A 20,961-nucleotide genomic window follows, 5' to 3' on the forward strand; every position below is an offset into this window, starting at 1 on the left:
CCCAAGGCTAAACTCCGCGGAGATCCGGGATCCATCGTAAAGCGCGGCGCCTTTCGATGGATCCCGGGTCAAGCCTGGGATGACGGTGGTGGCTCCGAAGGATACCGACACAGGCTTTCGGCTCGAAAGGCTGGCCAAGCGCGCCCGGCTGCGGCACATCCCTTGTCCATGTCGCCATCCCGCGAATCAGACGCCCGCGCGATCCTCAAATCCGTCTGGGGCTACGATGATTTCCGCCCCGGCCAGTGGGAGGTGATCGCAGCCGCGCTCAACGGCGAAGACGTCTTCGCGGTGATGCCCACGGGCTCCGGCAAGTCGATGTGCTACCAATTGCCGGCGCTGGTCGCGGGCGGCTTGACGCTGGTCGTCTCGCCCTTGATCGCCCTGATGCGCGACCAGGTCGGCCAGCTCGTGCGAGCCGGCGTATCGGCCGCCTCGCTCAACTCAATGAACAGCGAGAGCGAGGCCAGCGAGGCCTGGGACAAGCTCAATTCCGGCGATCTCCGGCTGCTCTTCGTCTCGCCCGAACGCTTGGCCGGCGAGGGACTGGTCACCCGCCTGAAGCGGCTCGGTGTGACTCGGCTCGCCATCGATGAGGCGCATTGCGTCTCGCAATGGGGCCATGATTTCCGCCCGGAATATCGCCTGCTCGCCAAGACGCGCGAGGCGCTGGGCGGCGTGCCGGTGACGGCGCTGACCGCCACCGCCGACCGGCAGACCCAGGCCGATATCGCCCAGCAACTCTTCCCGCAGCCGCCGCGCATGGTGGTGCATTCCTTCGACCGGCCGAACCTGAAACTCGCCTTCGCGCCGAAGGAGCAGCCGCGCCGGCAGATCGACGACTTCCTGCGCCGGCACCGCAACGGCTCCGGCATCGTCTACTGCTCCTCGCGCAGCAAGACCGAGCGTCTCGCCACGGCGCTCAGCGAAAAGGGCTGGAATGCCCTGCCCTACCATGCCGGGCTCGAACAGGAGACGCGCAACCGTAACCAGGACATCTTCCTGCAGGAGGACGGCGTCGTCGTCTGCGCCACCATCGCCTTCGGCATGGGCATCAACAAGCCGGATGTGCGCTTCGTCGTCCATGCCGATATGCCGGGCTCGATCGAGGGCTATTACCAGGAGATCGGCCGCGCCGGGCGCGACGGCCTGCCGGCGGATACGCTGACGCTCTATGGCGTCGACGACATGTCTCTGAGGCGCCGCCAGATCGACGAGAAGCAGATCGACGACGAGCGCCGGCGCATCGAGCACAAGCGCCTCAACGCGATGATCGATCTCTGCGAGAACGCGCTCTGCCGGCGCAGCGCCTTGCTGGCCTATTTCGGCGAGGAGACGCCGCCTTGCCGGCATGGCAACGCGCCGTTCCGCTGCGATCTCTGCGGCGCCGAGGCGCCCGCACTGCAGGATGCGACGCTCGATGCGCGCAAGCTGCTCTCGGCCGTGATCCGTTCCGGCGAGCGCTTCGGCGCCGGCCATCTCGCCGATATCCTGACGGGCACGACGACCGAGGTCATCCGCCGCCAGAACCATGACGGGCTGAAGACCTTCGGCGTCGGCGCCGACAAGCCCAAGGCCGCCTGGATGGGGCTGACGCGCAAGCTCTTCGCCGCCGGGGCGCTGGCCGAAGCCAGCGCCGAACATGGCGGCTTCAAGCTGACGCCGAAGGGCGAGGACATCCTGTTCGGCCGAGAGGAGATCGCGCTCCGGGCCGACCCGTTCGCCGAGCGACGCTCCCGCCGCTCGGAGCGCGACGCGGCCCGCGCCGACGGGCTCGACGAGGGCACGGCCGGCCTGTTCGAGCATCTGCGTAAGCTCAGGCTCCAGATCGCCCGCGAGGAGGGCGTGGCGGCCTATATCATCTTCACCGACCGGACCCTGATCGCGATGGCGCGCGAGCGGCCGCTGGGCCTGGACGAGATGCGGGCGATCGAGGGCGTCGGCGAGCGCAAGCTCGCGCAATATGGCGAGGCCTTCGTCGAGGCGATTTCGGAGTTTCGAGGCTAAGGCTCACCCTGTCCGTCGTCATTCCGGGCGCAGCGAAGCGGAGACCCGGAATCCATCGTCGAACGCCGGAGCCCTCCGATGGATTCCGGATCGGCGCCGCTTCGCGGCTTGTCCGGAATGACGAGGCAGGCGAACCAAACCGCCCCTCCACGCACACGCACGCGTAGGCGCGTGAAAAAGCCATCGTCTGCCCCTATATTGTCGTTTCGAATCAGGATCATCGCGGGCGCTCGCTCGCCCGCTCAGGGACCATTTCATGACCGATGCCGCGCTCAGCGCCCAGCCCGACGACTACGGCGCCGATTCCATCAAGGTTCTCAAGGGCTTGGATGCCGTTCGCAAGCGGCCTGGCATGTATATCGGCGACACCGATGACGGCTCGGGCCTGCATCACATGGTCTACGAGGTCGTCGACAACGCCATCGACGAGGCGCTGGCGGGTCATGCTAACCTCGTCACGGTGACGCTGAATGCCGACGGCTCGGTCACGGTCAGCGACAATGGGCGCGGCATCCCCACCGATATCCACAGCGAGGAAGGCATTTCGGCCGCCGAGGTCATCATGACCCAGCTCCATGCCGGCGGTAAGTTCGACCAGAACTCCTACAAGGTCTCGGGCGGCCTGCACGGCGTCGGCGTCTCCGTCGTCAACGCGCTCTCGGTTTCGCTCAAGCTGCGCATCTGGCGCGGCGGGCACGAGCACTACATGGAGTTCCGCCATGGCGACGCAGTGGCGCCGCTTGCGGTCGTTGGCCCGCAGGGCGACAAGCGCGGCACCGAGGTGACCTTCCTGCCGTCGCAAGAGACCTTCACCATGGTGGAGTTCGACTACAAGACGCTGGAACACCGCCTGCGCGAGCTCGCCTTCCTGAACTCGGGCGTGCGCATCGTCCTGACCGATGCGCGCCATGCCGAGATCGTGCGCGAGGAGCTGATGTACGACGGCGGCGTCGAGGCCTTCGTGCGCTATCTCGACCGCGCCAAGTCGTCGGTGATCGACAAGCCGATCATGCTGACCTCGGAGAAGGACGGCATCACCGTCGACGTCGCGCTGTGGTGGAACGACAGCTACCACGAGAACGTGCTCTGCTTCACCAACAACATCCCGCAGCGCGACGGCGGCACCCATCTTGCCGGCTTTCGCGCCGCGCTGACGCGCCAGATCACCGGCTATGCCGAAAGCTCCGGCATCTCCAAGAAGGAGAAGGTCTCGCTCACCGGCGACGATTGCCGCGAGGGCCTGACCGCGATCGTCTCGGTCAAGGTTCCCGACCCGAAATTCTCCTCGCAGACCAAGGACAAGCTGGTTTCCTCGGAAGTCCGCCCGGTCGTCGAGAATGTGGTCAATCAGGCTCTCTCGGAGTGGCTCGAAGAGCATCCGGGCGAGGCCAAGACCATCGTCGGCAAGGTGGCGGAAGCCGCTGCCGCCCGCGAGGCCGCCCGCAAGGCGCGCGACCTCACCCGCCGCAAGGGCGCGCTCGATATCGCCTCGCTCCCGGGCAAATTGGCTGATTGCCAGGAGAGGGATCCCGCCAAATCCGAACTCTTCATCGTCGAGGGTGACTCGGCCGGCGGCTCCGCCAAGCAGGGCCGCGCCCGCGAATACCAGGCCGTGCTGCCGCTGCGCGGCAAGATCCTGAACGTCGAGCGCGCGCGCTTCGACAAGATGCTCTCGTCGGATCAGGTCGGCACGCTGATCACGGCGCTGGGCGCCGGCATCGGCCGCGCCGATGCCGAGCAGGGCGGCTTCAACCTGGCGAAGCTGCGCTACCACAAGATCATCATCATGACCGACGCCGACGTCGACGGCGCCCATATCCGTACGCTGCTCTTGACCTTCTTCTACCGGCAGATGCCGGAACTGATCGATGCCGGCCATCTCTTCATCGCCCAACCGCCGCTCTACAAGGCGGCGCGCGGCAAGAGCCATGTCTATCTCAAGGACGAGCGGGCGCTGGAGGAGTACCTGATCGATTCGACGCTGGACGGCGCGACCTTCCGCACCAGCGAGGGCGTGGAACGGGCCGGCGCCGATCTCAGGGTGCTGATCGAGGAAGCCCGCAACGTCCGCAACGCGCTGGGCCAGCTTCATTCCCGCTATGACCGGCGCATCGTCGAGCAGATGGCGATCGCCGGCGTGCTGCATCCGGTGAGCGAGGAGAACGAGGCTCAGGCGAACGAGGCGGCAGCCTCTGTCGCGCGCCGCCTCGATGCGATCTCGGACGAGCTGGAGCGCGGCTGGGAAGGCAAGGTGAGCGAAGGCGGCTTCGTGTTCTCGCGCATGATCCGCGGCGTGAAGCAGGCGGCGACCATTGACGCAGGCCTCCTCGCCAGTGCGGAAGCCCGCAAGCTCGATGCCGCGGCGGGTTCCCTGCAGGAAGCCTATGCCAAGCCGGCAATGCTCACCCGCAAGGGCGATTCCTTCCCGATCAACGGCCCCACCGACCTGTTCGATGCGGTCTCGACCATCGGCAAGAAGGGCGTCGCGCTGCAGCGCTACAAAGGACTGGGCGAGATGAACCCCGACCAGCTCTGGGAGACGACGCTCGATCGCGACGTGCGCACGCTGCTGCGCGTCAAGAACGACCAGAACGACGAGGCCGACGACCTCTTCGTCAAGCTGATGGGCGACGTCGTCGAGCCGCGGCGCGAATTCATCCAGACCAACGCGCTGAACGCAACCGTCGACATCTGATCCCACAGCAACGGCCTGCGTCACCGGAGCGCTTTCGGCGCTCCGGCTTCGGCGTTATGGTCCGGTCATGGCCCAGACGGAGCAACAACCCGGTGTCGAGAGCGGCCCGCCCGGCCGGGCTGGCATCCTGCTGCTCGCCGGCGGGGCTCTCGCTCTGGTTCTGACCGGCCTGCTGCTGTGGTGGCGCGAGGGCAGCCGGCTGTTCACCGACGGTCTGATCGCCGCCATCGTCGCCTGCTTCTAGCGGTCTCCAGCTTCTCTTCGGGACATCACCGTGAATCGCCGCCTCATCCTGCCCCTCGTCGTCTTCCTCGCCGGCGCGCTCGCGCTCGCCGCAGCGGCGATCCTCACCTTCTCCCCCGGTGGCCGGACGACGGGGAGCGGGACGGCCAGCGTCGGCGGCCCCTTCACCCTGACCACGCAGGACGGCAAGCCGCTCTCCGATACGGATCTGCGCGGCTCGCCCTTCCTGGTCTTCTTCGGCTTCACCCATTGCCCCGATGTCTGCCCGACCAAGCTCTTCGAGATCTCCGAAGCGCTGCGCGCCGCCGGCGAAAGCGACAAGGCCAAGAACCTGAAGGCGCTGTTCGTGACCGTCGATCCCGAGCGCGACACGCCGGAGGTGATGAAGAGCTATCTCAGCTCCTTCGATCCGCGCATCATCGGCCTCACCGGCGATCGCGCGGCGATCGATGCGACGATCAAGGCTTATCGCGCTTATGCGAAGAAGACGCCGCTCAAGGATGGCGACTACACGATGGACCATACCGCGCTGGTCTATCTGATGGGCAAGGATGGCAGCTTCGTCGGCGCCTTCAATATCGAACAGGCACCGGCGCAGGCGGCGACGGAGTGGCTTCGCCAGAGCTGACGGCCTCGGCCGGCGGCGTCCGCCGGCGCGCCAGCCCGTGCTCCGTCTTGTTCCAGGCGAAGCGCCGGGCGAAGTATTCGTAAAAGGCCATCCAGGCCGCGACCGAGACCAGCCCGTAATAGAGCGGCAGCAACGGCAGCAGCCATAACAGGCTCGGGTCGCGCCGGCGCAGCGCGCCGATGGCCGGTGGCAGGAACAGCGAGAGCGTGCCGAAGAGCCAGATCGACAGCGCAAAGGCCGATGTCACGGTGGTCAGCGCGCTCGCCGGGTCGAAGAGCGAGCCCTCCCAATAGGCGATGAGCGTCGCGACCGCGAAAACGGGATAGCCGAGCGCCGTCACGATCGTGCCCAGCGCCAGCGACGCGAAGGCGAAGGTCGCGGCGAAGCCGGCCTCGCGCAGCAGTTTCAACGGCGCGCGCGAATGCGTCACCGCCGTCTGCATGTAGCCCTTGATCCAGCGTGAACGCTGGCTGAGCCAGGCCTTGACCGTGACCGGGGCCTCCTCGCGCGTATCCGACGGCAGATCGCCGATACGGTAGCCGGCCCTGGCCAGCCGAACCGCGAGATCGGCATCCTCGGTGACGTTCCAGGCGTCCCAGCCGCCCAGCGCCCGAAGCACATCAGTCCGGAAATGATTGGAGGTGCCGCCCAGCATGATCGGCAACCGGGCGCGCAGCAGCCCGGGATTGAGCACCTCGAAAAGCCCTGCATATTCCAACGCGAACAAGGCCGGCAGCAGGCCCTCCTCGGCATGGTCGATCACCAGCCGTGCCTGGAGGCAGGCGAGATCGTCGGAAGCGCGATGGAAGCGTGCTGCCGCCAGCCGCAATTGCTGGGGATCGGGAATGTCCTCGGCGTCGAAGATGGTGAAGAGGCTCCCGCGCGCCTCGAGCAATGCGAGGTTCAGCGCCCGCGGCTTCGTCCGGGGCTGGCCGGGCGGCACGATCGTGACGGTGACATGCGCCGGCAGGGACATCGGCGCGAGCGCCGCCCGCATGCCGGCATCTTCAGCTTCGACCAGCAGGCGAATGTCCAGCTTGGCCGGTGGGTAGTCCAGCTCCGACAGCGCCCGGAGCATCTGCCGCAGCACCGCCTCCTCCCGGTACATCGGCACGGCGACGGTGTAGACCGGCAAACGGCTGTCATCGAGGCGCCAGCGCTGGGTGCGCCAGAGATCGGGGGAGGTGCGCTCGATCGAGGCCGCAAGCCTGAGCAGGATGAGCCCCAGAAACAGCGGCCCGAGCAGCAGGGCAAGCGCGAAGAAGCTCTCCAGCGGCGCGAAGATGCCCCCGAGCGTTGCCGTCGCGAGGCCGATGCCGGTCGCGGCGACCTGGCCGCGGCTGGCGCCGGTGCGGGCGCTGTCACGCGCAAGGCCCGGCTCGTCGAGCCCGGCAGCAGATCGGGCCAGCCCTTCGCCATTGGCCTCCCGCAGGCGGTCCGCGAAGCGACGGGGCGTGGTGACCGCGACATCGTCGCGGTGGCGCGGCCCGGCCGAGATCATATGGCGCAGGGCGGCGCCTTCGGGCGCGAGCAGGAAGCGCAAGCGCGGGTTCACCCGTCCCGCCAAAGGAGCGATGCCGCCGCGCAGGATCGCCTCATGCCGGCCACCGGACGGGAGATCGAAGGCGTCGGTATGGAAAGGCAGGCCGAGCTCGGCAGCGAGCGCCCGATAATAGCTCTCCTGATCGATCAACCCGAGCGCGAAAACCTCGCGCACCGCGTCGGTGCCGTAGCGCCGCGCGCGACGCGCGGCAAGGGCAAGGCCGGCCGGCACGACGCCGTGGCGGGGGAGAAAAGCGATCTCGACGGGCAAATCGGCGAAGCCGCGCCCCTGCGGATCGACAACATCGCCCCGACCGTCGCCCCCCACGGTCCAATCCCGTCCGACGCCACGCCAGCCGGGCGCCCAGCACGCCCGGCAAACCTATGGTTGCGGTTTCAGGCGCGCGAGTCGAGTCGCGAAGTCGTACGACTTTCGGAATTTCCGGGCCGACGGGCGTGCCGTCAGCGCCCCGCCAGGATCTCCGCGACCTGCGGGATGTCCTTGTCGCCGCGGCCGGAGAGGCTGACCACCATCAGATGGTCCTTCGGCTTCTGCGGGGCGAGTTCAGCGACGCGCGCCAGCGCATGCGCGCTTTCGAGCGCGGGAATGATGCCTTCCAGCCGCGAGAGAAGCTGGAAGGCTTCCAGTGCCTCTTCGTCGGTGGCCGAGAGGTATTTCACCCGGCCGACATCGTGCAGCCAGGAATGCTCCGGCCCGATGCCGGGATAGTCGAGCCCGGCCGAGATCGAATGGGCGTCCTTGATCTGCCCGTCGTCGTCCATCAGCAGGAAGGTGCGGTTGCCGTGCAGCACGCCGGGGCGTCCGCCGGTGAGCGAGGCGGCATGCAGGCCGCTCGGGATGCCGTGGCCAGCGGCCTCGACGCCGTAGATCTCGACGCTGGAATCGTCGAGGAAGGGGTGGAACAGCCCCATCGCGTTCGAGCCGCCGCCGATGCAGGCGATCAGCGAATCCGGCAGGCGGCCTTCGGCTTCCTGCATCTGCTCGCGGGTCTCCTTGCCGATGATCGACTGGAAATCGCGCACCATCGCCGGATAGGGATGGGGCCCGGCCACCGTGCCGATGCAGTAGAAGGTCGTCGCGACATTGGTCACCCAGTCGCGCAGCGCCTCGTTCATGGCGTCCTTCAGCGTCTTCGTGCCGGATTCGACCGGCACGACGGTGGCACCGAGCATCTGCATGCGGAAGACGTTCGGCGCCTGACGGGCGACGTCGACCGCGCCCATATAGACGATGCATTCGAGCCCGTAGCGGGCGCAGAGCGTCGCGGTCGCGACGCCGTGCTGGCCGGCGCCGGTCTCGGCGATGATGCGCTTCTTGCCCATGCGCCGCGCCAGCAGGATCTGGCCGAGCACGTTGTTCACCTTGTGGGAGCCGGTATGGTTCAGCTCCTCGCGCTTCAGATAGATCTTGGCGCCATCGAAATGCTCGGTCAGGCGCTCGGCGAAATAGAGCGGCGAGGGCCGGCCGACATAGTGCTTCAACCCATAGGCCATCTCGGCATGATAGGCGGGATCGGCCTTGGCGGCGTTGTAGGCTTCCTCCAGCTCGAGGATCAGCGGCATCAGCGTCTCGGCGACGAAGCGGCCGCCGAACATCCCGAAGCGGCCGTTCTCGTCCGGGCCGTTGCGGTAGCTGTTCGGGCTGGAGGGGGCGTTCATGCCGTCAAACCTTCCTGCATTGCCGCCGCGGCCTTGCGGGCCGATGCGATGAATTCCGCGATCCGGGCCGGATCCTTGACGCCCGGCGCGCGCTCGACGCCGCTTGATACGTCAACGCCGGCCGGCCGGGTCACCCGGATCGCCTCCGCGACATTCGCCGGATCGAGCCCGCCCGATAGCATGAAGCGCAGCGCAGGGTCGAGGCCGGTCAGCAATGTCCAGTCGAAGGCGCGGCCATGCCCGCCGGGGAAGGCGGCGTCCTTCGGCGGCTTGGCATCGAGCAGGATGCGATCGACCACGGCCGCATAGCGCGGGACGCGATCCAGATCGGCCGCCGTCGCGACGCCGAGCGCCTTCATCACCGGCCTGCCGCTCGCCGAGGCGATGGCCGCGGCGAGCTCCGGCGATTCCGAGCCATGCAATTGCAGCCGGTCCGGCTTCAGCAATTCCACCAGATCGGCCGCGCGCTTTTCGTCCCAATCGACGATCAGCGCGACGATTTCCGCCTTGCCGCGCGCCTGTGCGGCGAGTTCCGCAGCGCGTTCCGGCGTGACGAAGCGCGGGCTCTTCGGATGGAAGACGAAGCCGATCATGTCGGCGCCGCCGCTGAGCGCCGCGTCCAGCGTCTCGGGAGTCGAGAGGCCGCAGATCTTGATCGTTAAGGCTGCGTTTACCATCGTTCCGTCTTAGCGCCGGTTTGAAAGCCTTCACGCTGAGGGCTTCGATTGCCGGACGGGCATCTAGCATAGTCGCGTCATCTGCGCAGTGGGCCGATTCCATGCCACACTTGCGACATGGTGGCGAAGGAAGCGATGCTGTAACGGGGCGAAGACAAGGGGCGTAGCCGGTTTCGCGATGCGGTGGAGCGTATTGACCATTGCGGCGGCCCTGCTCGCCATCCTCGGCGTCACCGCCGCAGCCCTCTATATCTATAGCCAACCGCGCACGCTGCGCCTCGCAGTGGGGCCGCTCGGCTCGGAGGATGCGCGCATGGCCGCCGCCTTCGTGCAGGGGCTCAACCGGGATAAGGCCGATGTCCGCATCCGCCTCCTCCTGACCGAGGGGGCCGAGGACAGCGCGAAGCGGATCGATGCCGGCGAAGCCGACCTCGCCTTGCTTCGGGCCGATATCGCCATGCCCTCGACGGCCGACACCGTGCTCATCACCCGCCGGACCTTTCCCTTCATCATCACGACGAAGGAGACCGCGATCGGCCGCATCGCCGATCTGCGCGGCCGCAGGATCGGTGTCGGACGCAATCCGGCCGGCAATATCGTGCTGCTGAAGCGGGTGCTGGCGCAGTACGAGGTGAGGCCGGAAGAGGTCGAGATCGTCGGGCTGACACAGGACGAGATCGTCACCGCGGCGAAGGACAGGCGCATCGACGCCTTCTTCTCGATCAATGCGGTCGGCTCCCACACCAACAATGACGGCTTGCGCCGGCTGCGCGAGGCCTGGGGCGAGGATCCGGTGCTGATCCCGATCCGCGAAGCCGATGCGCTCGCGGCTCATTACCGCGCGATCGAGACCGGCGAGATCGTGCGCGGCGCGCTGGGCGGCGACCCGCCGCGCCCGGCCGAGAGCCTGCAGACCATCGCAATCACCTCGCGCCTCGTCGCCGCCCAGAGCCTCGACGACACGCTCGTCGGCAACCTGACCAAGGATATCCTCGCGCTCAGGCTCACGCTGGCGAGCGAGCTGCCCGCGATCCAGGCGCTGGAGACGCCCTCGACCGACAAGGATGCGCCGCTGCCGGTCCATACCGGCGCCGCCGCCTATATCGATGGCGAGCAGGAGAGCTTCTTCGACCGCTATGGCGACTGGTTCTATATCGGCGCGATGGCGCTGTCGGCGCTCGGCACCGGCGCGGCCACGATCCTCGGCCGCGAGGGCGCCACCCGCCGCCGCCGCGCCATGGCCGGCCTCGACACATTGCTGGAGCTGCTCGGCACCATCCGCTCCTGCGAGGACGAGGCGGAACTGGCCCGGCTCGGCCGCGAGGCGGACATGGTCCTGACCCGCGTGCTCGCCGATTATGCCAAGGGCGATCTCGATGCGGCCGCGCTCGCGGCCTACCGCCTCGCCATCGATCAGGTCGGCCGGGCCGTCGCCGAGCGGCAGCGGGCACTGGCCGAAGGTTGAGCCCGTTCACCTTTCGGCACCGGCTGCGGTTGCCGAAACGGCCGCCAACGTTTATGTGCAGCGCAACGAATTCCAGATTCACGTGAAACGGGCTGCGCCGGCAGGGCTTTGAACCTGACCGGCTCGTGGCCTTGAAAGCAAGGCCCTATCCGCATGTCCATGCGCAACATCGCCATCATCGCGCACGTCGACCATGGCAAGACCACGCTCGTCGACAAGCTGCTGCAGCAGTCCGGCACCTACCGCGACAACCAGCGCGTCATCGAGCGCGTGATGGATTCCAACGACCTCGAGAAGGAGCGCGGCATCACCATCCTGGCCAAGGCGACCTCGGTCGTCTGGAAGGACACGCGCATCAACATTGTCGACACCCCCGGCCACGCCGATTTCGGCGGCGAGGTCGAGCGCATCCTGAACATGGTCGATTCGGCCATCGTGCTGGTCGACGCGGCCGAGGGCCCGATGCCGCAGACCAAGTTCGTGGTCTCCAAGGCGCTGAAGCTCGGCCTCAAGCCCATCGTGGCGATCAACAAGGTCGACAAGCCCGACGCCCGCACCACCGAAGTCATCAATGAGGTCTTCGATCTCTTCGCCGCGCTCGACGCGACCGACGAGCAGCTCGACTTCCCGATCCTCTACGGTTCGGGCAAGCAGGGCTGGATGGCGCATGATCCGGCCGGCCCGCAGGACCAGGGCCTGGCCCCGATGTACGACCTGATCCTCTCGCATGTGCCCGAGCCGCGCGTCGAGGAAGGCCCGTTCCGGATGATCGGCACGCTGCTGGAGGCCAACCCCTATCTCGGCCGCATCATCACCGGCCGCGTGGTCTCCGGCACGGCCAAGCCGAACCAGCAGATCAAGGTGCTCTCGGGCGACGGCTCCACCGTCGAGACCGGCCGCATCACCAAGATCCTCGCCTTCCGCGGCCTCGAGCGCACGCCGATCGAGGAAGCGATTCCGGGCGACATCGTCTCGATCGCGGGCCTGGTGAAGGGCTCGGTCGCCGACACCTTCTGCGACCCCTCCGTCACCGAGCCGATCGAGGCCCAGCCGATCGACCCGCCGACGGTGTCGATGACCTTCATGGTCAACGACTCGCCGCTCGCCGGCACCGAGGGCGACAAGGTCACCACCCGCGTCATCCGCGACCGCCTGCTCAAGGAGGCCGAGGGCAATGTCGCGCTGAAGATCGAGGAAGCCTCCGACAAGGACAGCTACATCGTCTCCGGCCGCGGTGAATTGCAGCTCGCGATCCTGATCGAGACGATGCGCCGCGAGGGCTTCGAGCTCGGCGTCTCGCGTCCCCGCGTCGTGCTCAAGCGCGACGAGAGCGGCCAGCTCCTGGAGCCGATCGAGGAGGTCATCATCGACGTCGACGAGGAGCATTCCGGCGTCGTCGTACAGAAGATGTCGGAGCGCAAGGCCGACATGCTGGAGATGCGTCCCTCCGGCGGCAATCGCCTGCGCCTGATGTTCCATGCCCCGACGCGCGGCCTGATCGGCTATCAGGGCGAGCTCCTGACCGACACGCGTGGCACGGCGATCATGAACCGCCTGTTCCATGACTACCTGCCCTACAAGGGCGAGATCGGCGGGCGCCGCAACGGCGTGCTGATCGCGATGGAGACCGGCGAGGCCGTCGCCTACGCGCTGTGGAACCTCGAAGATCGCGGCCCGATGATGATCGAGCCCGGCTGGAAGGTCTATCAGGGCATGATCGTCGGCGAGCACACCCGCGAGAACGACCTCGAGGTGAACGTGCTCAAGGGCAAGAAGCTCACCAACATCCGCACGACGTCGAAGGACGAGGCCGTGCGCCTGACGCCGCCGATCCGCATGACGCTGGAGCGCTCGCTGGCCTGGATCGACGACGACGAGCTCGTCGAGGTCACGCCGAAGTCGATCCGCCTGCGCAAGGCCATCCTCGACCCCAACGAGCGCAAGCGCTCGCAGAAGATGAAGGCCGAAGTGGCCTGATCGGCAATGCCCGGGTCCTGACCCGGGCATTTTTTTGATCTGAAGCCGGGTCTGCGCTCAGCGCAGCCCGAAGATGACGCACCGGGCGATTGCCCTCGCGCACGCGCTCTGGTCCTCTGCGCGCCTCTAGATCATCGCGCGTCCGACCGGACGCGGTCACGGTGATCTATCACGGTGTTATCGCATCGGATTTTTCCGAAAAGTGGAGCCCGCTTTTCGGTCCGATGCGAAAGGGGAAGGACCATCGCCATGCAGTTCCGCAATCTCGGCCGCTCGGGCCTGCGCGTCTCGCTCGTCGGCCTCGGCTGCAACAATTTCGGCGGCCGCATCGATCTCGAGGCGACGCGCAAGGTCGTCGATGCCGCCATCGAGCACGGCATCACGCTGTTCGACACGGCCGACATCTATGGCGAGAAGGGCGGTTCGGAGACCGCGCTCGGCCAGGTGCTGGGCGCGCGCCGCAAGGACATCGTGCTCGCCTCCAAATTCGGCATGAAGATGTTCCATGGCGGCGAGGGCGGCTCTCGCCGCTACATCATGACCGCCGTCGAAGAGTCGCTGCAGCGGCTGAAGACCGACTGGATCGATCTCTACCAGTTCCACAAGCCCGACCCGCTGACGCCGATCGACGAGACGCTGCGCGCGCTGGAAGACCTCGTGACCCAGGGTAAGGTCCGCTATATCGGCTGCTCCAACATGGTCGCCTGGCAGGTGGCCGATGCGCAATGGACGGCGCGCGATCTCGGCCTCACCGGCTTCGCCTCGGCGCAGGACGAGTACAGCCTGCTGAAGCGCGGCGCCGAGCAGGATCTGATCCCGGCGATCGCCCATTACGGCATGGGTCTGCTGCCCTATTTCCCGCTCGCCAATGGCGCGCTCACCGGCAAGTACAAACGCGGCGCGGCGATGCCGGAAGGCGCGCGGCTGACCAAGCTGCCGGAGCGCGCCGGCCAGATCTTCAGCGAGGAGAACTGGCGCAAGATCGAGGGGTTGACCGCCTTCGCCGAGCAGCGCGGCCACAGCCTCGTCGAGCTCGCCTTCTCCTGGCTGGCGGCGCAACCGGTCGTCTCCAGCGTCATCGCCGGCGCGACCAAGCCGGAGCAGATCGCGGCCAATGTGAAGGCGGCCGACTGGGCCCTGACGGCGGGAGAGCTGGCTGAGATCGATGAGATCGTGAAGTAGGCCCGGAAACGCAACGCGAACCGCTCTCCTGTAAGGAGAGGGGCAGGGGTGAGGTGTAGGCCGTTTGACCAGTGGGGCGCCCAGCCTTCCCCGCAGCAGCGGCCACCTTACGGAAGCCCGTCCAACGGCCTTCCCCTCACCCTGCCCTCTCCCTCGGGGAGAGGGGCCCGCGCCTTCTTCGGGAAGCGCAGGCGCCATTCCTGACAGCTTCGTGCATCCCGTCGCGCCATCGCCATGGACCGCCCGCGCGCGCCCGCTTATGGTCCGCGCCATGAGCGATAAAGCCACGACCGCCCCCGCCCTGAAGCCCGGCGACCACCTCTTCCTGGTCGACGGCTCGAACTTCATTTTCCGGGCCTATTTCCAGTCGATCAACCAGGACCGGAAATACAATGCCCGTTCTGACGGCTTGCCGTCCGGAGCGGTCCGGCTCTTCGCCACCAAGCTCTTTCAGTTCGTGCGCGAGGGCGTGCTCGGCGTCAGGCCGACCCATCTCGCCATCGTCTTCGACAAGTCGGAGAACTCGTTCCGCAAGGCGATCTACCCGGCCTACAAGGGCAACCGCTCGGAGCCGCCGGCCGATCTCATTCCCCAGTTCCCGCTGATGCGCGAGGCGGTGCGCGCCTTCGGACTGATCCCGGTCGAGCAGGATGTCTACGAGGCCGACGACCTGATCGCGACCTATGCGAAGCAGGCGCGCGAGGCCGGCGCCGATGTGCTGATCGTCTCCGCCGACAAGGACCTGATGCAGCTCGTGCGGCCGGGTGTCGCCATGTACGACCCCGCCTCGGGCGACCAGAAGAAGGGCGCGGGCTTCCGCGCCGAGCGTCGCATCAGCGAGCCGGAGGTCGTCGAGTATTTCGGCGTCACGCCCGACAAGGTCACCGATGTGCAGGCGCTCGCGGGCGATGCCACCGACAACGTGCCGGGCGCGCCCGGCATCGGCATCAAGACGGCGGCCCAACTCATCGGCGAATATGGCGATCTCGAAACCCTGCTGGCGCGCGCCGGCGAGATCAAGCAGCCGAAGCGCCGGGAGACGCTGACCAATCCCGAGGTCGTCGAGAAGGTCCGGATCTCGCACAAGCTCGTCACGCTCGTGGACGACGTGAAGGTCGAGACGCCGCTGGAGACCCTGACGCTCGATCAGCCGGACCCGGCCAAGCTCATCGCCTTCCTCAAGGCGATGGAATTCACCACCATCACCAAGCGCGTCGCCGAGGCCTATGAGGCGGATGTCGGCGCCGTCGATGCCGATCCGGCGCTCGCTCCCGGCGGTTCGCGCGCGGCCGAGCTCAAGGCGCTCTATGCCGGCGCCGATGTCATCGAGGACGCGGTTTCCGACGTGACGCTGGCCGCCCCGTCAGCCTCGGCCACTCTGCCCGAAGCGACCGGCGGCGAAGCCGGCTGGATGAAGCCCGCCGATCTCGCTGCATCTCGCAAGAACGAGGCGATCGCGGGCAAGATCGACCGCTCCACATATGAATGCGTGCGCACACTCGCCGATCTCGAACGCTGGATCGGCTGGGCTTATGAGGCCGGCCATGTCGCTCTCGACACCGAGACGAACTCGCTCGATGCGATGCAGGCCGATCTCGTCGGCATCTCGCTCGCGGTCGCGCCCGGCCGCGCCTGCTATATCCCGCTGCAGCATCGTGCCGGCGATGGCGGGCTCTTCGATGAAGGTCTGCTGCCCGAGCAGATTCCGCTGGCGCAGGCCGTGGCGGCGCTGAAGCCCCTGCTGGCCGACAAAAGCGTGCTCAAGATCGGCCAGAACCTCAAATACGACCTGCTGGTTCTGGAACGCCACGGCCTCACCGTGTCCGCGATCGAGGACACGATGCTGATCTCCTATGCGCTCGATGCCGGCAGCAACAGCCACGGCATGGACCGGCTCTCCGAGCTCCATCTCGGCCATGAGACGATTCCGTATGCGCAGGTCGCCGGCAGCGGCAAGTCGCAGATCACCTTCGACAAGGTGCCGCTCGACAAGGCGACCGACTACGCCGCCGAGGATGCCGACGTCACGCTCAGGCTCTGGCTCGCGCTGAAGCCACGGCTTGCCGCCGAGAAGAAGACCGCCGTCTATGAGGTTCTGGAACGGCCGATGGTCGCCGTGCTCGCCGCGATGGAGACGCGCGGCATCGCCATCGACCGGCAGATCCTCTCCCGCCTCTCCGGCGATTTCGCGCAGGGGCTGGCGCGGCTGGAGGACGAGATCTACGAGCTCGCCGGCGAGAAGTTCACCATCGGCAGCCCGAAGCAGCTCGGCGACATCCTGTTCGGCAAGATGGGGCTGGCAGGAGCCAAGAAGACCGCGACCGGCCAATGGGCGACGGGCGCCGGCGTGCTCGAAGACCTCGCGGAGCAGGGCCATCCGCTGCCCTCCAAGATTCTGGAGTGGCGCCAGCTTGCCAAGCTGAAATCGACCTATACGGACTCGCTACCCGCCTATGTGAACCCTCAGACCAACCGGGTCCACACCTCCTATGCGCTGGCGGCGACGACGACGGGTCGGCTCTCCTCCTCCGAGCCCAATCTGCAGAACATCCCGATCCGCACCGAGGCCGGGCGCAAGATCAGGACGGCCTTCATTCCGGAAAAGGGCTTCAAGCTGGTCTCGGCCGATTACAGCCAGATCGAACTACGCCTGCTCGCCCATATCGCCGAAATTCCGCAGCTCCGGCAGGCTTTCGCGGATGGCATCGACATCCATGCGATGACGGCCTCCGAGATGTTCGGCGTTCCCGTCCAGGGCATGCCGAGCGAGGTGCGCCGCCGCGCCAAGGCGATCAATTTCGGCATCATCTACGGCATCTCGGCCTTCGGGCTGGCCAACCAGCTCGGCATCGGCCGCGAGGAGGCCAGCGCATATATCCGCAAGTATTTCGAGCGCTTCCCCGGCATCCGCGACTATATGGACCAGACCAAGACCCATGTGCGTGCCCATGGCCAGGTCACCACGATCTTCGGCCGCGTCTGCCATTTCCCGGCGGTGGCCTCGAAGAACCCGTCCGAGCGCGCCTTCGTCGAGCGCCAGGCGATCAACGCCCCGATCCAGGGCTCGGCCGCCGACATCATCCGCCGGGCCATGACCCGCATGGACGCGGCGCTCGCCGCCCAGCGGCTCAATGCCCGCATGCTGTTGCAGGTCCATGACGAGCTCGTCTTCGAGGTTCCCGACGAGGAGGTCGAGAAGACGCTGCCGGTGATCGAGAGGGTGATGATCGAGGCTCCGCATCCGGCCGTACAGCTCAGGGTGCCGCTCGCCGTCGAGGCCCGCGCCGCCGGCAACTGGGACGAGGCGCACTGAAGCCTCGCCCCGTCGCCGGCTGCGGAACAGAAGCAGGTCCGCCCGCGTTGGCGCCCTGAGAGAGACCCGCATCAGGCGGGTCTCTTGCGGCCAACGTCCAGTCCGGACACCATTGGTCTTCACGGCATCGAGCGACAGGAAACCAGCGTCATGGCAAGAACGACATCTCCGAAACGTTCGGCGGCCGCGGCCGTCAAGGACGCCAAGGCCGGGATCGAAGCCGGCACCGAGGATGTCGCGCAGAAAGCGCGCCGCGCCGGTGCCCGTGCCAAGCGTCAGGCGAGCGCGCTCGAGGAGACCCTGACCCGCAGCGCCGAGGATATCGCCGCAACCGTCAGCGACCGGCTGCGCTCCGTCGGCGTCGATACCGACCGGATGGTCGACGTCGCCAAGGAACAGGCGACAGAATTGCAGAAGCTGGTCGAGGACGAGATTCGCGAGCGGCCCCTGCGGGCGCTCGGGCTGGCGGCCGCCGTCGGCCTCTTCGTCGGCTACCTTTCGGCGCGATAGCCGATGTTCGGGGGGCTCGGTTCCTTCATCGCTTCGGAAGTCTCCGGAACGGTGAAACGCAACGCCACGGTCTTCGGCCTGTTCGCCTTCGCGGCCCTGTTGCTGCTCTGCGCCGGAGGCTACGCGCTCAATGCGCTGCACATCGTTCTGACGGAGCGCTATGGCGCGGTCGCGGCAAGCCTGTGGATCGCGGGCGGCCTCGCGATCTCGGCGCTGATCGCCTTCGGCATCGCGCTCTTCGTCAGGAACCGCCCGCGCCCGCAGCGCCCGATCGCCGCCACCGCGGCCTTCGCCGCCGCTCCGCTGGCCGCCAAGATGCTGACCTCGCGGACCGGATGGCGCATCGCGGCCCTGGCTGGAATCGCGGTGCTGGGCACCGTCCTCGGCCGGCAGCTTTTTTCGGGCGGTGACGGCGAGGACACGGATGAGGCCTGAAGCGCCTCACCCCGCGCGGGTGGACGGAGGCTGTCTTTTTACATAGGGATACGGGTATGCGTCCTGTAACAGGACAGGCATGTCTGATCTCGTGAGGCCCCGGAACCGCTTGCCGCTCCCCGCCTTTCCCCTGCTCGGCGCGCGGCTGCGCTCAGCAACGATCACGATCGGCGCGATCGGCGTCGTCGCCATCGCGATCGTTCTGGCGGCCTGGATCAATCTGCAGGCGCGCCACGCCGCGGACCAGGTTTCGCACGCGATCGAGATCCGGGAACGGGCGGAACGCTTCCTCGGCCGGCTCCGCGATGCCGAAACCGGCCAGCGCGGCTATCTGCTGACCGGTCAGGCCGCCTATCTCGAACCCTTCACCGAAGGCAGTGCGACGGCCGGTCCGGAGCTCGACGTGCTCGAGGCGCTGGTCGATGCCGACCCTGCCCAGAAGCAGCGCGTGGCCAGCCTGCGCGAGACCATGCGGCTCAAGCTCACCGAGCTGAACAGGACGATCGAACTCACGCGCAACGGGCGCCGCGAGGAGGCCGTCGCCATGATGCGCGACGGGCCCGGCATCGCCACGATGGACAAGCTGCGCGACGCGGTCCAGGAAATCCAGCAGACGGAGAACATCCGCCTGCGCTCGCTCTACCGCAGCGAGGAACGGCGACGCCTTTGGGGAAGCACCGGCATCGTCGTCGCCCTTGCCGGGCTGGCCTTCGCCGCCTGGCAACTCCTGCGCAGGCGCCAGCGTCGCAGCACGGAGCTGGCGGTCAGCAATGCCGAGCTCGAGCAGATGGTCAACGATCGGACCCGTGAGCTCGAAGGCGAGCGCCTGCGCATCGAGGCGCTGCTGCGTGACGTCAATCACCGCGTCGGCAACAACCTCGCCATGGTCTCCGCATTGCTGAACGTGCAAAGCCGGCAGACGCGCGAGCCTGCGGTCAAGGCGGCGCTGGGGCAGGCGCAGTCCCGCATCCAGGCGATCGCCGCCGGGCAAAGGCGGCTGCGCTTGGACATCGAGACCGATGCCATCGAGGCGCGTCCTTACATGGAGGACCTGCTCGCCGAGATCGGCAAATCGGCCGAGGGACGGCCGATCACGATCGAGCTCGACATGGATTCGATTCGGCTGCCTGGCCGCGATGCGGTGTCCTATGTCGTCATCGTCAATGAGCTCGTCACCAACGCGATCAAGCACGCCTTTCCGGACAACATGGCCGGGCGGATCGCGATCCGCCTCGAACGCGCCGAGCAGGACGGCGAGCCCGCCCTGTCACTGTCGATCGAGGATGACGGCATCGGCATGCCGGCGGAGAACCACAGCAAGGGGCTCGGCCAGACCGTGATCGCGAGCCTGCTGCGCAGCATGCGGGCGACGATGACGACGCTGCCGCTTCACCCCGGCGCCGACCGCCCGGGAACTCGTGTCACCGTGATTTTCCCGAAGCGCGACGGCGCCTGACCTCTGGGGGCAGGCGGATCAGGCGATGCTTTCGGGAACGATGCCCCCGATCGCCGCCATGACGAAAGCCACGACCTCGCGCGTCGAGAAGGGCTTGCGCAGGAAGCGAGCCTGCCGCAGCGGCTTGGGCACCTCCTGCGGCGCCGAGCCGGACACGAAGGCGAAGGGAATGCCGGTCTTGCGCAGCGTGTCCGCGACTTCGAAGGTCTTGCCGTCGACGACGTCGATGTCGAGCAGGGCGCAGGAGAGCTGCCCGGCTGCAGCCCGCCAGGCCTGAGCGACGGATTCGACGACGATGAGCTCGGCCGCCTCGCCGAGCTGCTCCGCCACCGCCATTTCGATGTCCATGGCGATGAACGGGTCGTCTTCGACAATCAGAACGCGAACAGCAGCCATTGAAACGGCTTTCTCACTCACTTCAACCTGTTACCCCCAACGTAACAGGGGTCACGATGTTCCTGCCTCCAACGCGCCGCGGCCAGGATTACATCCGTTTTGACTCAATTCTGTCGGATCACGGTTAGCAAAGGGTAAGCGCCCCCCTCCCACGCGATCAGCGCCGGCGCCCGGTACCGGAGCTCGCGAGCGTCAACTCGAATTGCGTGACGCCACCGGCGGCATTGAAGCCGCGCGTCGTCTGAATCGCACGCGGCTGCAAGCTGACCTTGTCATCCTCGCCGCCGATCAAGGGCGATGAGGCGGCACCGCTTGCGGGCGCGGCGGCGGCCGTCTGCGCCGTGTAGCGGCCGTTCAGCGCGCCGAGCGGAGCGCGCGCATAAGGGCCGTAGACATGCCAGGACATCGTCGTGGGGCGGATCGAGCCGAGATCGAGGCCGAACTGGCGGACGATGCCGGTATAGTACTGCATCGGCCCTCGCCTCGGCCTGAAACGGCATTCGAGCGGCTTTTGCGTCTTCACGGCCGCCCCGAAGCTCGCCCCGACCGTACAGGACAGCCGCCCGGTCGGAGGCCCCGACTGCGCCCGCGCCGGGACCGGGCCGAACAGGCAGGCGAGCGCGGCCGCGGCGCCGAAGCATGACGTGTAGTGCCGAATGCTCATCTTGAAAGCTCCCGCCAGAGGACTCACCGCCCGGATCGCACTGCAATCTGGGTGATCATGCATTCCCTATCAATATGCGAAGACGGATGCA

The 20,961-nt window shown here is 67.2% G+C and carries 16 protein-coding genes; 11 read left to right on the forward strand and 5 right to left on the reverse strand.

The annotated features are described in order from the left end of the window. Window positions 1-168 precede the first annotated feature (168 nt). The 4 genes from recQ (at window position 169) to GY40_RS18130 (ending at window position 5,573) form a co-directional block, all read left to right on the forward strand. On the forward strand, window positions 169-2,007 hold the full coding sequence (recQ, locus tag GY40_RS18120) for a DNA helicase RecQ (RefSeq protein ID WP_038365313.1): 1,839 nt from the start codon (window positions 169-171) through the stop codon (window positions 2,005-2,007). A 256-nt stretch (window positions 2,008-2,263) separates the two neighbouring features. Further along, complete coding sequence (gyrB, locus tag GY40_RS18125; RefSeq protein WP_038365008.1) at window positions 2,264-4,702, forward strand: DNA topoisomerase (ATP-hydrolyzing) subunit B; 2,439 nt, start codon at window positions 2,264-2,266, stop codon at window positions 4,700-4,702. Between the two features lie 67 nt (window positions 4,703-4,769). Next, entirely contained in the window at window positions 4,770-4,946 is a 177-nt protein-coding gene (locus GY40_RS27655; protein WP_156115994.1) for a hypothetical protein, read from the forward strand. A 30-nt stretch (window positions 4,947-4,976) separates the two neighbouring features. Beyond that, window positions 4,977-5,573 (forward strand): SCO family protein, encoded by a 597-nt coding sequence (locus tag GY40_RS18130; RefSeq protein ID WP_038365314.1) that lies wholly within the window; start codon window positions 4,977-4,979, stop codon window positions 5,571-5,573. Here the strand turns inward: GY40_RS18130 and GY40_RS18135 are convergent. The 3 genes from GY40_RS18135 to GY40_RS18145 form a co-directional block, all read right to left on the reverse strand. After that, entirely contained in the window at window positions 5,518-7,443 is a 1,926-nt protein-coding gene (locus GY40_RS18135) for a glycosyltransferase (RefSeq protein WP_051988244.1), read from the reverse strand. The two genes, GY40_RS18130 and GY40_RS18135, sit on opposite strands and share 56 nt — an antisense overlap. A 134-nt stretch (window positions 7,444-7,577) precedes the next feature. Continuing rightward, window positions 7,578-8,795 carry a tryptophan synthase subunit beta gene (gene trpB / locus GY40_RS18140; RefSeq protein ID WP_038365011.1) on the reverse strand — a complete coding sequence of 406 codons (1,218 nt, stop codon included), beginning with the start codon at window positions 8,793-8,795 and terminating at the stop codon, window positions 7,578-7,580. Beyond that, window positions 8,792-9,472, reverse strand: coding sequence for a phosphoribosylanthranilate isomerase (locus tag GY40_RS18145; RefSeq protein WP_038365014.1), 681 nt, complete (start codon window positions 9,470-9,472; stop codon window positions 8,792-8,794). Before GY40_RS18145 ends, trpB begins: the two co-directional genes overlap by 4 nt. 193 nt (window positions 9,473-9,665) lie before the next feature. Here GY40_RS18145 and GY40_RS18150 point away from each other — a divergent pair, with 193 nt between their 5' ends. The 7 genes from GY40_RS18150 to GY40_RS26660 all read left to right on the forward strand — a co-directional run bounded on the left by GY40_RS18150 (window position 9,666) and on the right by GY40_RS26660 (window position 19,810). Next, a complete protein-coding gene (locus GY40_RS18150) occupies window positions 9,666-10,937 on the forward strand; it encodes a TAXI family TRAP transporter solute-binding subunit (RefSeq protein ID WP_051988245.1) in 1,272 nt (423 codons plus the stop codon). Between the two features lie 153 nt (window positions 10,938-11,090). Then, a complete protein-coding gene (typA, locus tag GY40_RS18155; protein WP_038365017.1) occupies window positions 11,091-12,914 on the forward strand; it encodes a translational GTPase TypA in 1,824 nt (607 codons plus the stop codon). 249 nt (window positions 12,915-13,163) lie between these two features. Continuing rightward, window positions 13,164-14,096: an aldo/keto reductase gene (locus GY40_RS18160; protein WP_038365019.1), complete on the forward strand. Its 933-nt coding sequence runs from the start codon at window positions 13,164-13,166 to the stop codon at window positions 14,094-14,096. Window positions 14,097-14,367: 271 nt separating this feature from the next. Continuing rightward, window positions 14,368-17,409 (forward strand): DNA polymerase I, encoded by a 3,042-nt coding sequence (gene polA / locus GY40_RS18165; protein WP_038365317.1) that lies wholly within the window; start codon window positions 14,368-14,370, stop codon window positions 17,407-17,409. 150 nt (window positions 17,410-17,559) lie between these two features. After that, window positions 17,560-17,919: a DUF883 C-terminal domain-containing protein gene (locus tag GY40_RS18170; protein ID WP_038365020.1), complete on the forward strand. Its 360-nt coding sequence runs from the start codon at window positions 17,560-17,562 to the stop codon at window positions 17,917-17,919. A 3-nt stretch (window positions 17,920-17,922) separates the two neighbouring features. Next, complete coding sequence (locus GY40_RS18175) at window positions 17,923-18,354, forward strand: hypothetical protein (protein WP_038365022.1); 432 nt, start codon at window positions 17,923-17,925, stop codon at window positions 18,352-18,354. 79 nt (window positions 18,355-18,433) lie between these two features. Continuing rightward, on the forward strand, window positions 18,434-19,810 hold the full coding sequence (locus GY40_RS26660) for a sensor histidine kinase (RefSeq protein WP_081925498.1): 1,377 nt from the start codon (window positions 18,434-18,436) through the stop codon (window positions 19,808-19,810). Window positions 19,811-19,828: 18 nt separating this feature from the next. Here the strand turns inward: GY40_RS26660 and GY40_RS18185 are convergent, their stop codons facing one another. Continuing rightward, window positions 19,829-20,206: a response regulator gene (locus tag GY40_RS18185; protein ID WP_051988247.1), complete on the reverse strand. Its 378-nt coding sequence runs from the start codon at window positions 20,204-20,206 to the stop codon at window positions 19,829-19,831. A gap of 157 nt (window positions 20,207-20,363) precedes the next feature. Beyond that, the gene (locus GY40_RS18190) at window positions 20,364-20,870 is read right to left on the reverse strand and encodes a DUF992 domain-containing protein (RefSeq protein WP_051988248.1); all 507 of its coding nucleotides are present in this window, start codon (window positions 20,868-20,870) and stop codon (window positions 20,364-20,366) included. Window positions 20,871-20,961 lie beyond the last annotated feature (91 nt).

The organism is Allobosea sp. UNC402CLCol (assembly GCF_000745475.1).
Taxonomy (GTDB): domain Bacteria; phylum Pseudomonadota; class Alphaproteobacteria; order Rhizobiales; family Beijerinckiaceae; genus Allobosea; species Allobosea spartocytisi.

Bases quoted from the DNA above. Each gene is read 5' to 3' on its own strand.
- GY40_RS18160 (WP_038365019.1), top strand. From the start codon at position 13,164: ATGCAGTTCCGCAATCTCGGCCGCTCGGGCCTGCGCGTCTCGCTCGTC.
- polA (WP_038365317.1), top strand. From the start codon at position 14,368: ATGAGCGATAAAGCCACGACCGCCCCCGCCCTGAAGCCCGGCGACCAC.
- GY40_RS18145 (WP_038365014.1), bottom strand. From the start codon at position 9,472: ATGGTAAACGCAGCCTTAACGATCAAGATCTGCGGCCTCTCGACTCCC.
- GY40_RS18185 (WP_051988247.1), bottom strand. From the start codon at position 20,206: ATGGCTGCTGTTCGCGTTCTGATTGTCGAAGACGACCCGTTCATCGCC.
- typA (WP_038365017.1), top strand. From the start codon at position 11,091: ATGTCCATGCGCAACATCGCCATCATCGCGCACGTCGACCATGGCAAG.
- GY40_RS27655 (WP_156115994.1), top strand. From the start codon at position 4,770: ATGGCCCAGACGGAGCAACAACCCGGTGTCGAGAGCGGCCCGCCCGGC.
- recQ (WP_038365313.1), top strand. From the start codon at position 169: ATGTCGCCATCCCGCGAATCAGACGCCCGCGCGATCCTCAAATCCGTC.
- GY40_RS18170 (WP_038365020.1), top strand. From the start codon at position 17,560: ATGGCAAGAACGACATCTCCGAAACGTTCGGCGGCCGCGGCCGTCAAG.
- gyrB (WP_038365008.1), top strand. From the start codon at position 2,264: ATGACCGATGCCGCGCTCAGCGCCCAGCCCGACGACTACGGCGCCGAT.
- GY40_RS26660 (WP_081925498.1), top strand. From the start codon at position 18,434: ATGTCTGATCTCGTGAGGCCCCGGAACCGCTTGCCGCTCCCCGCCTTT.
- trpB (WP_038365011.1), bottom strand. From the start codon at position 8,795: ATGAACGCCCCCTCCAGCCCGAACAGCTACCGCAACGGCCCGGACGAG.
- GY40_RS18190 (WP_051988248.1), bottom strand. From the start codon at position 20,870: ATGAGCATTCGGCACTACACGTCATGCTTCGGCGCCGCGGCCGCGCTC.
- GY40_RS18175 (WP_038365022.1), top strand. From the start codon at position 17,923: ATGTTCGGGGGGCTCGGTTCCTTCATCGCTTCGGAAGTCTCCGGAACG.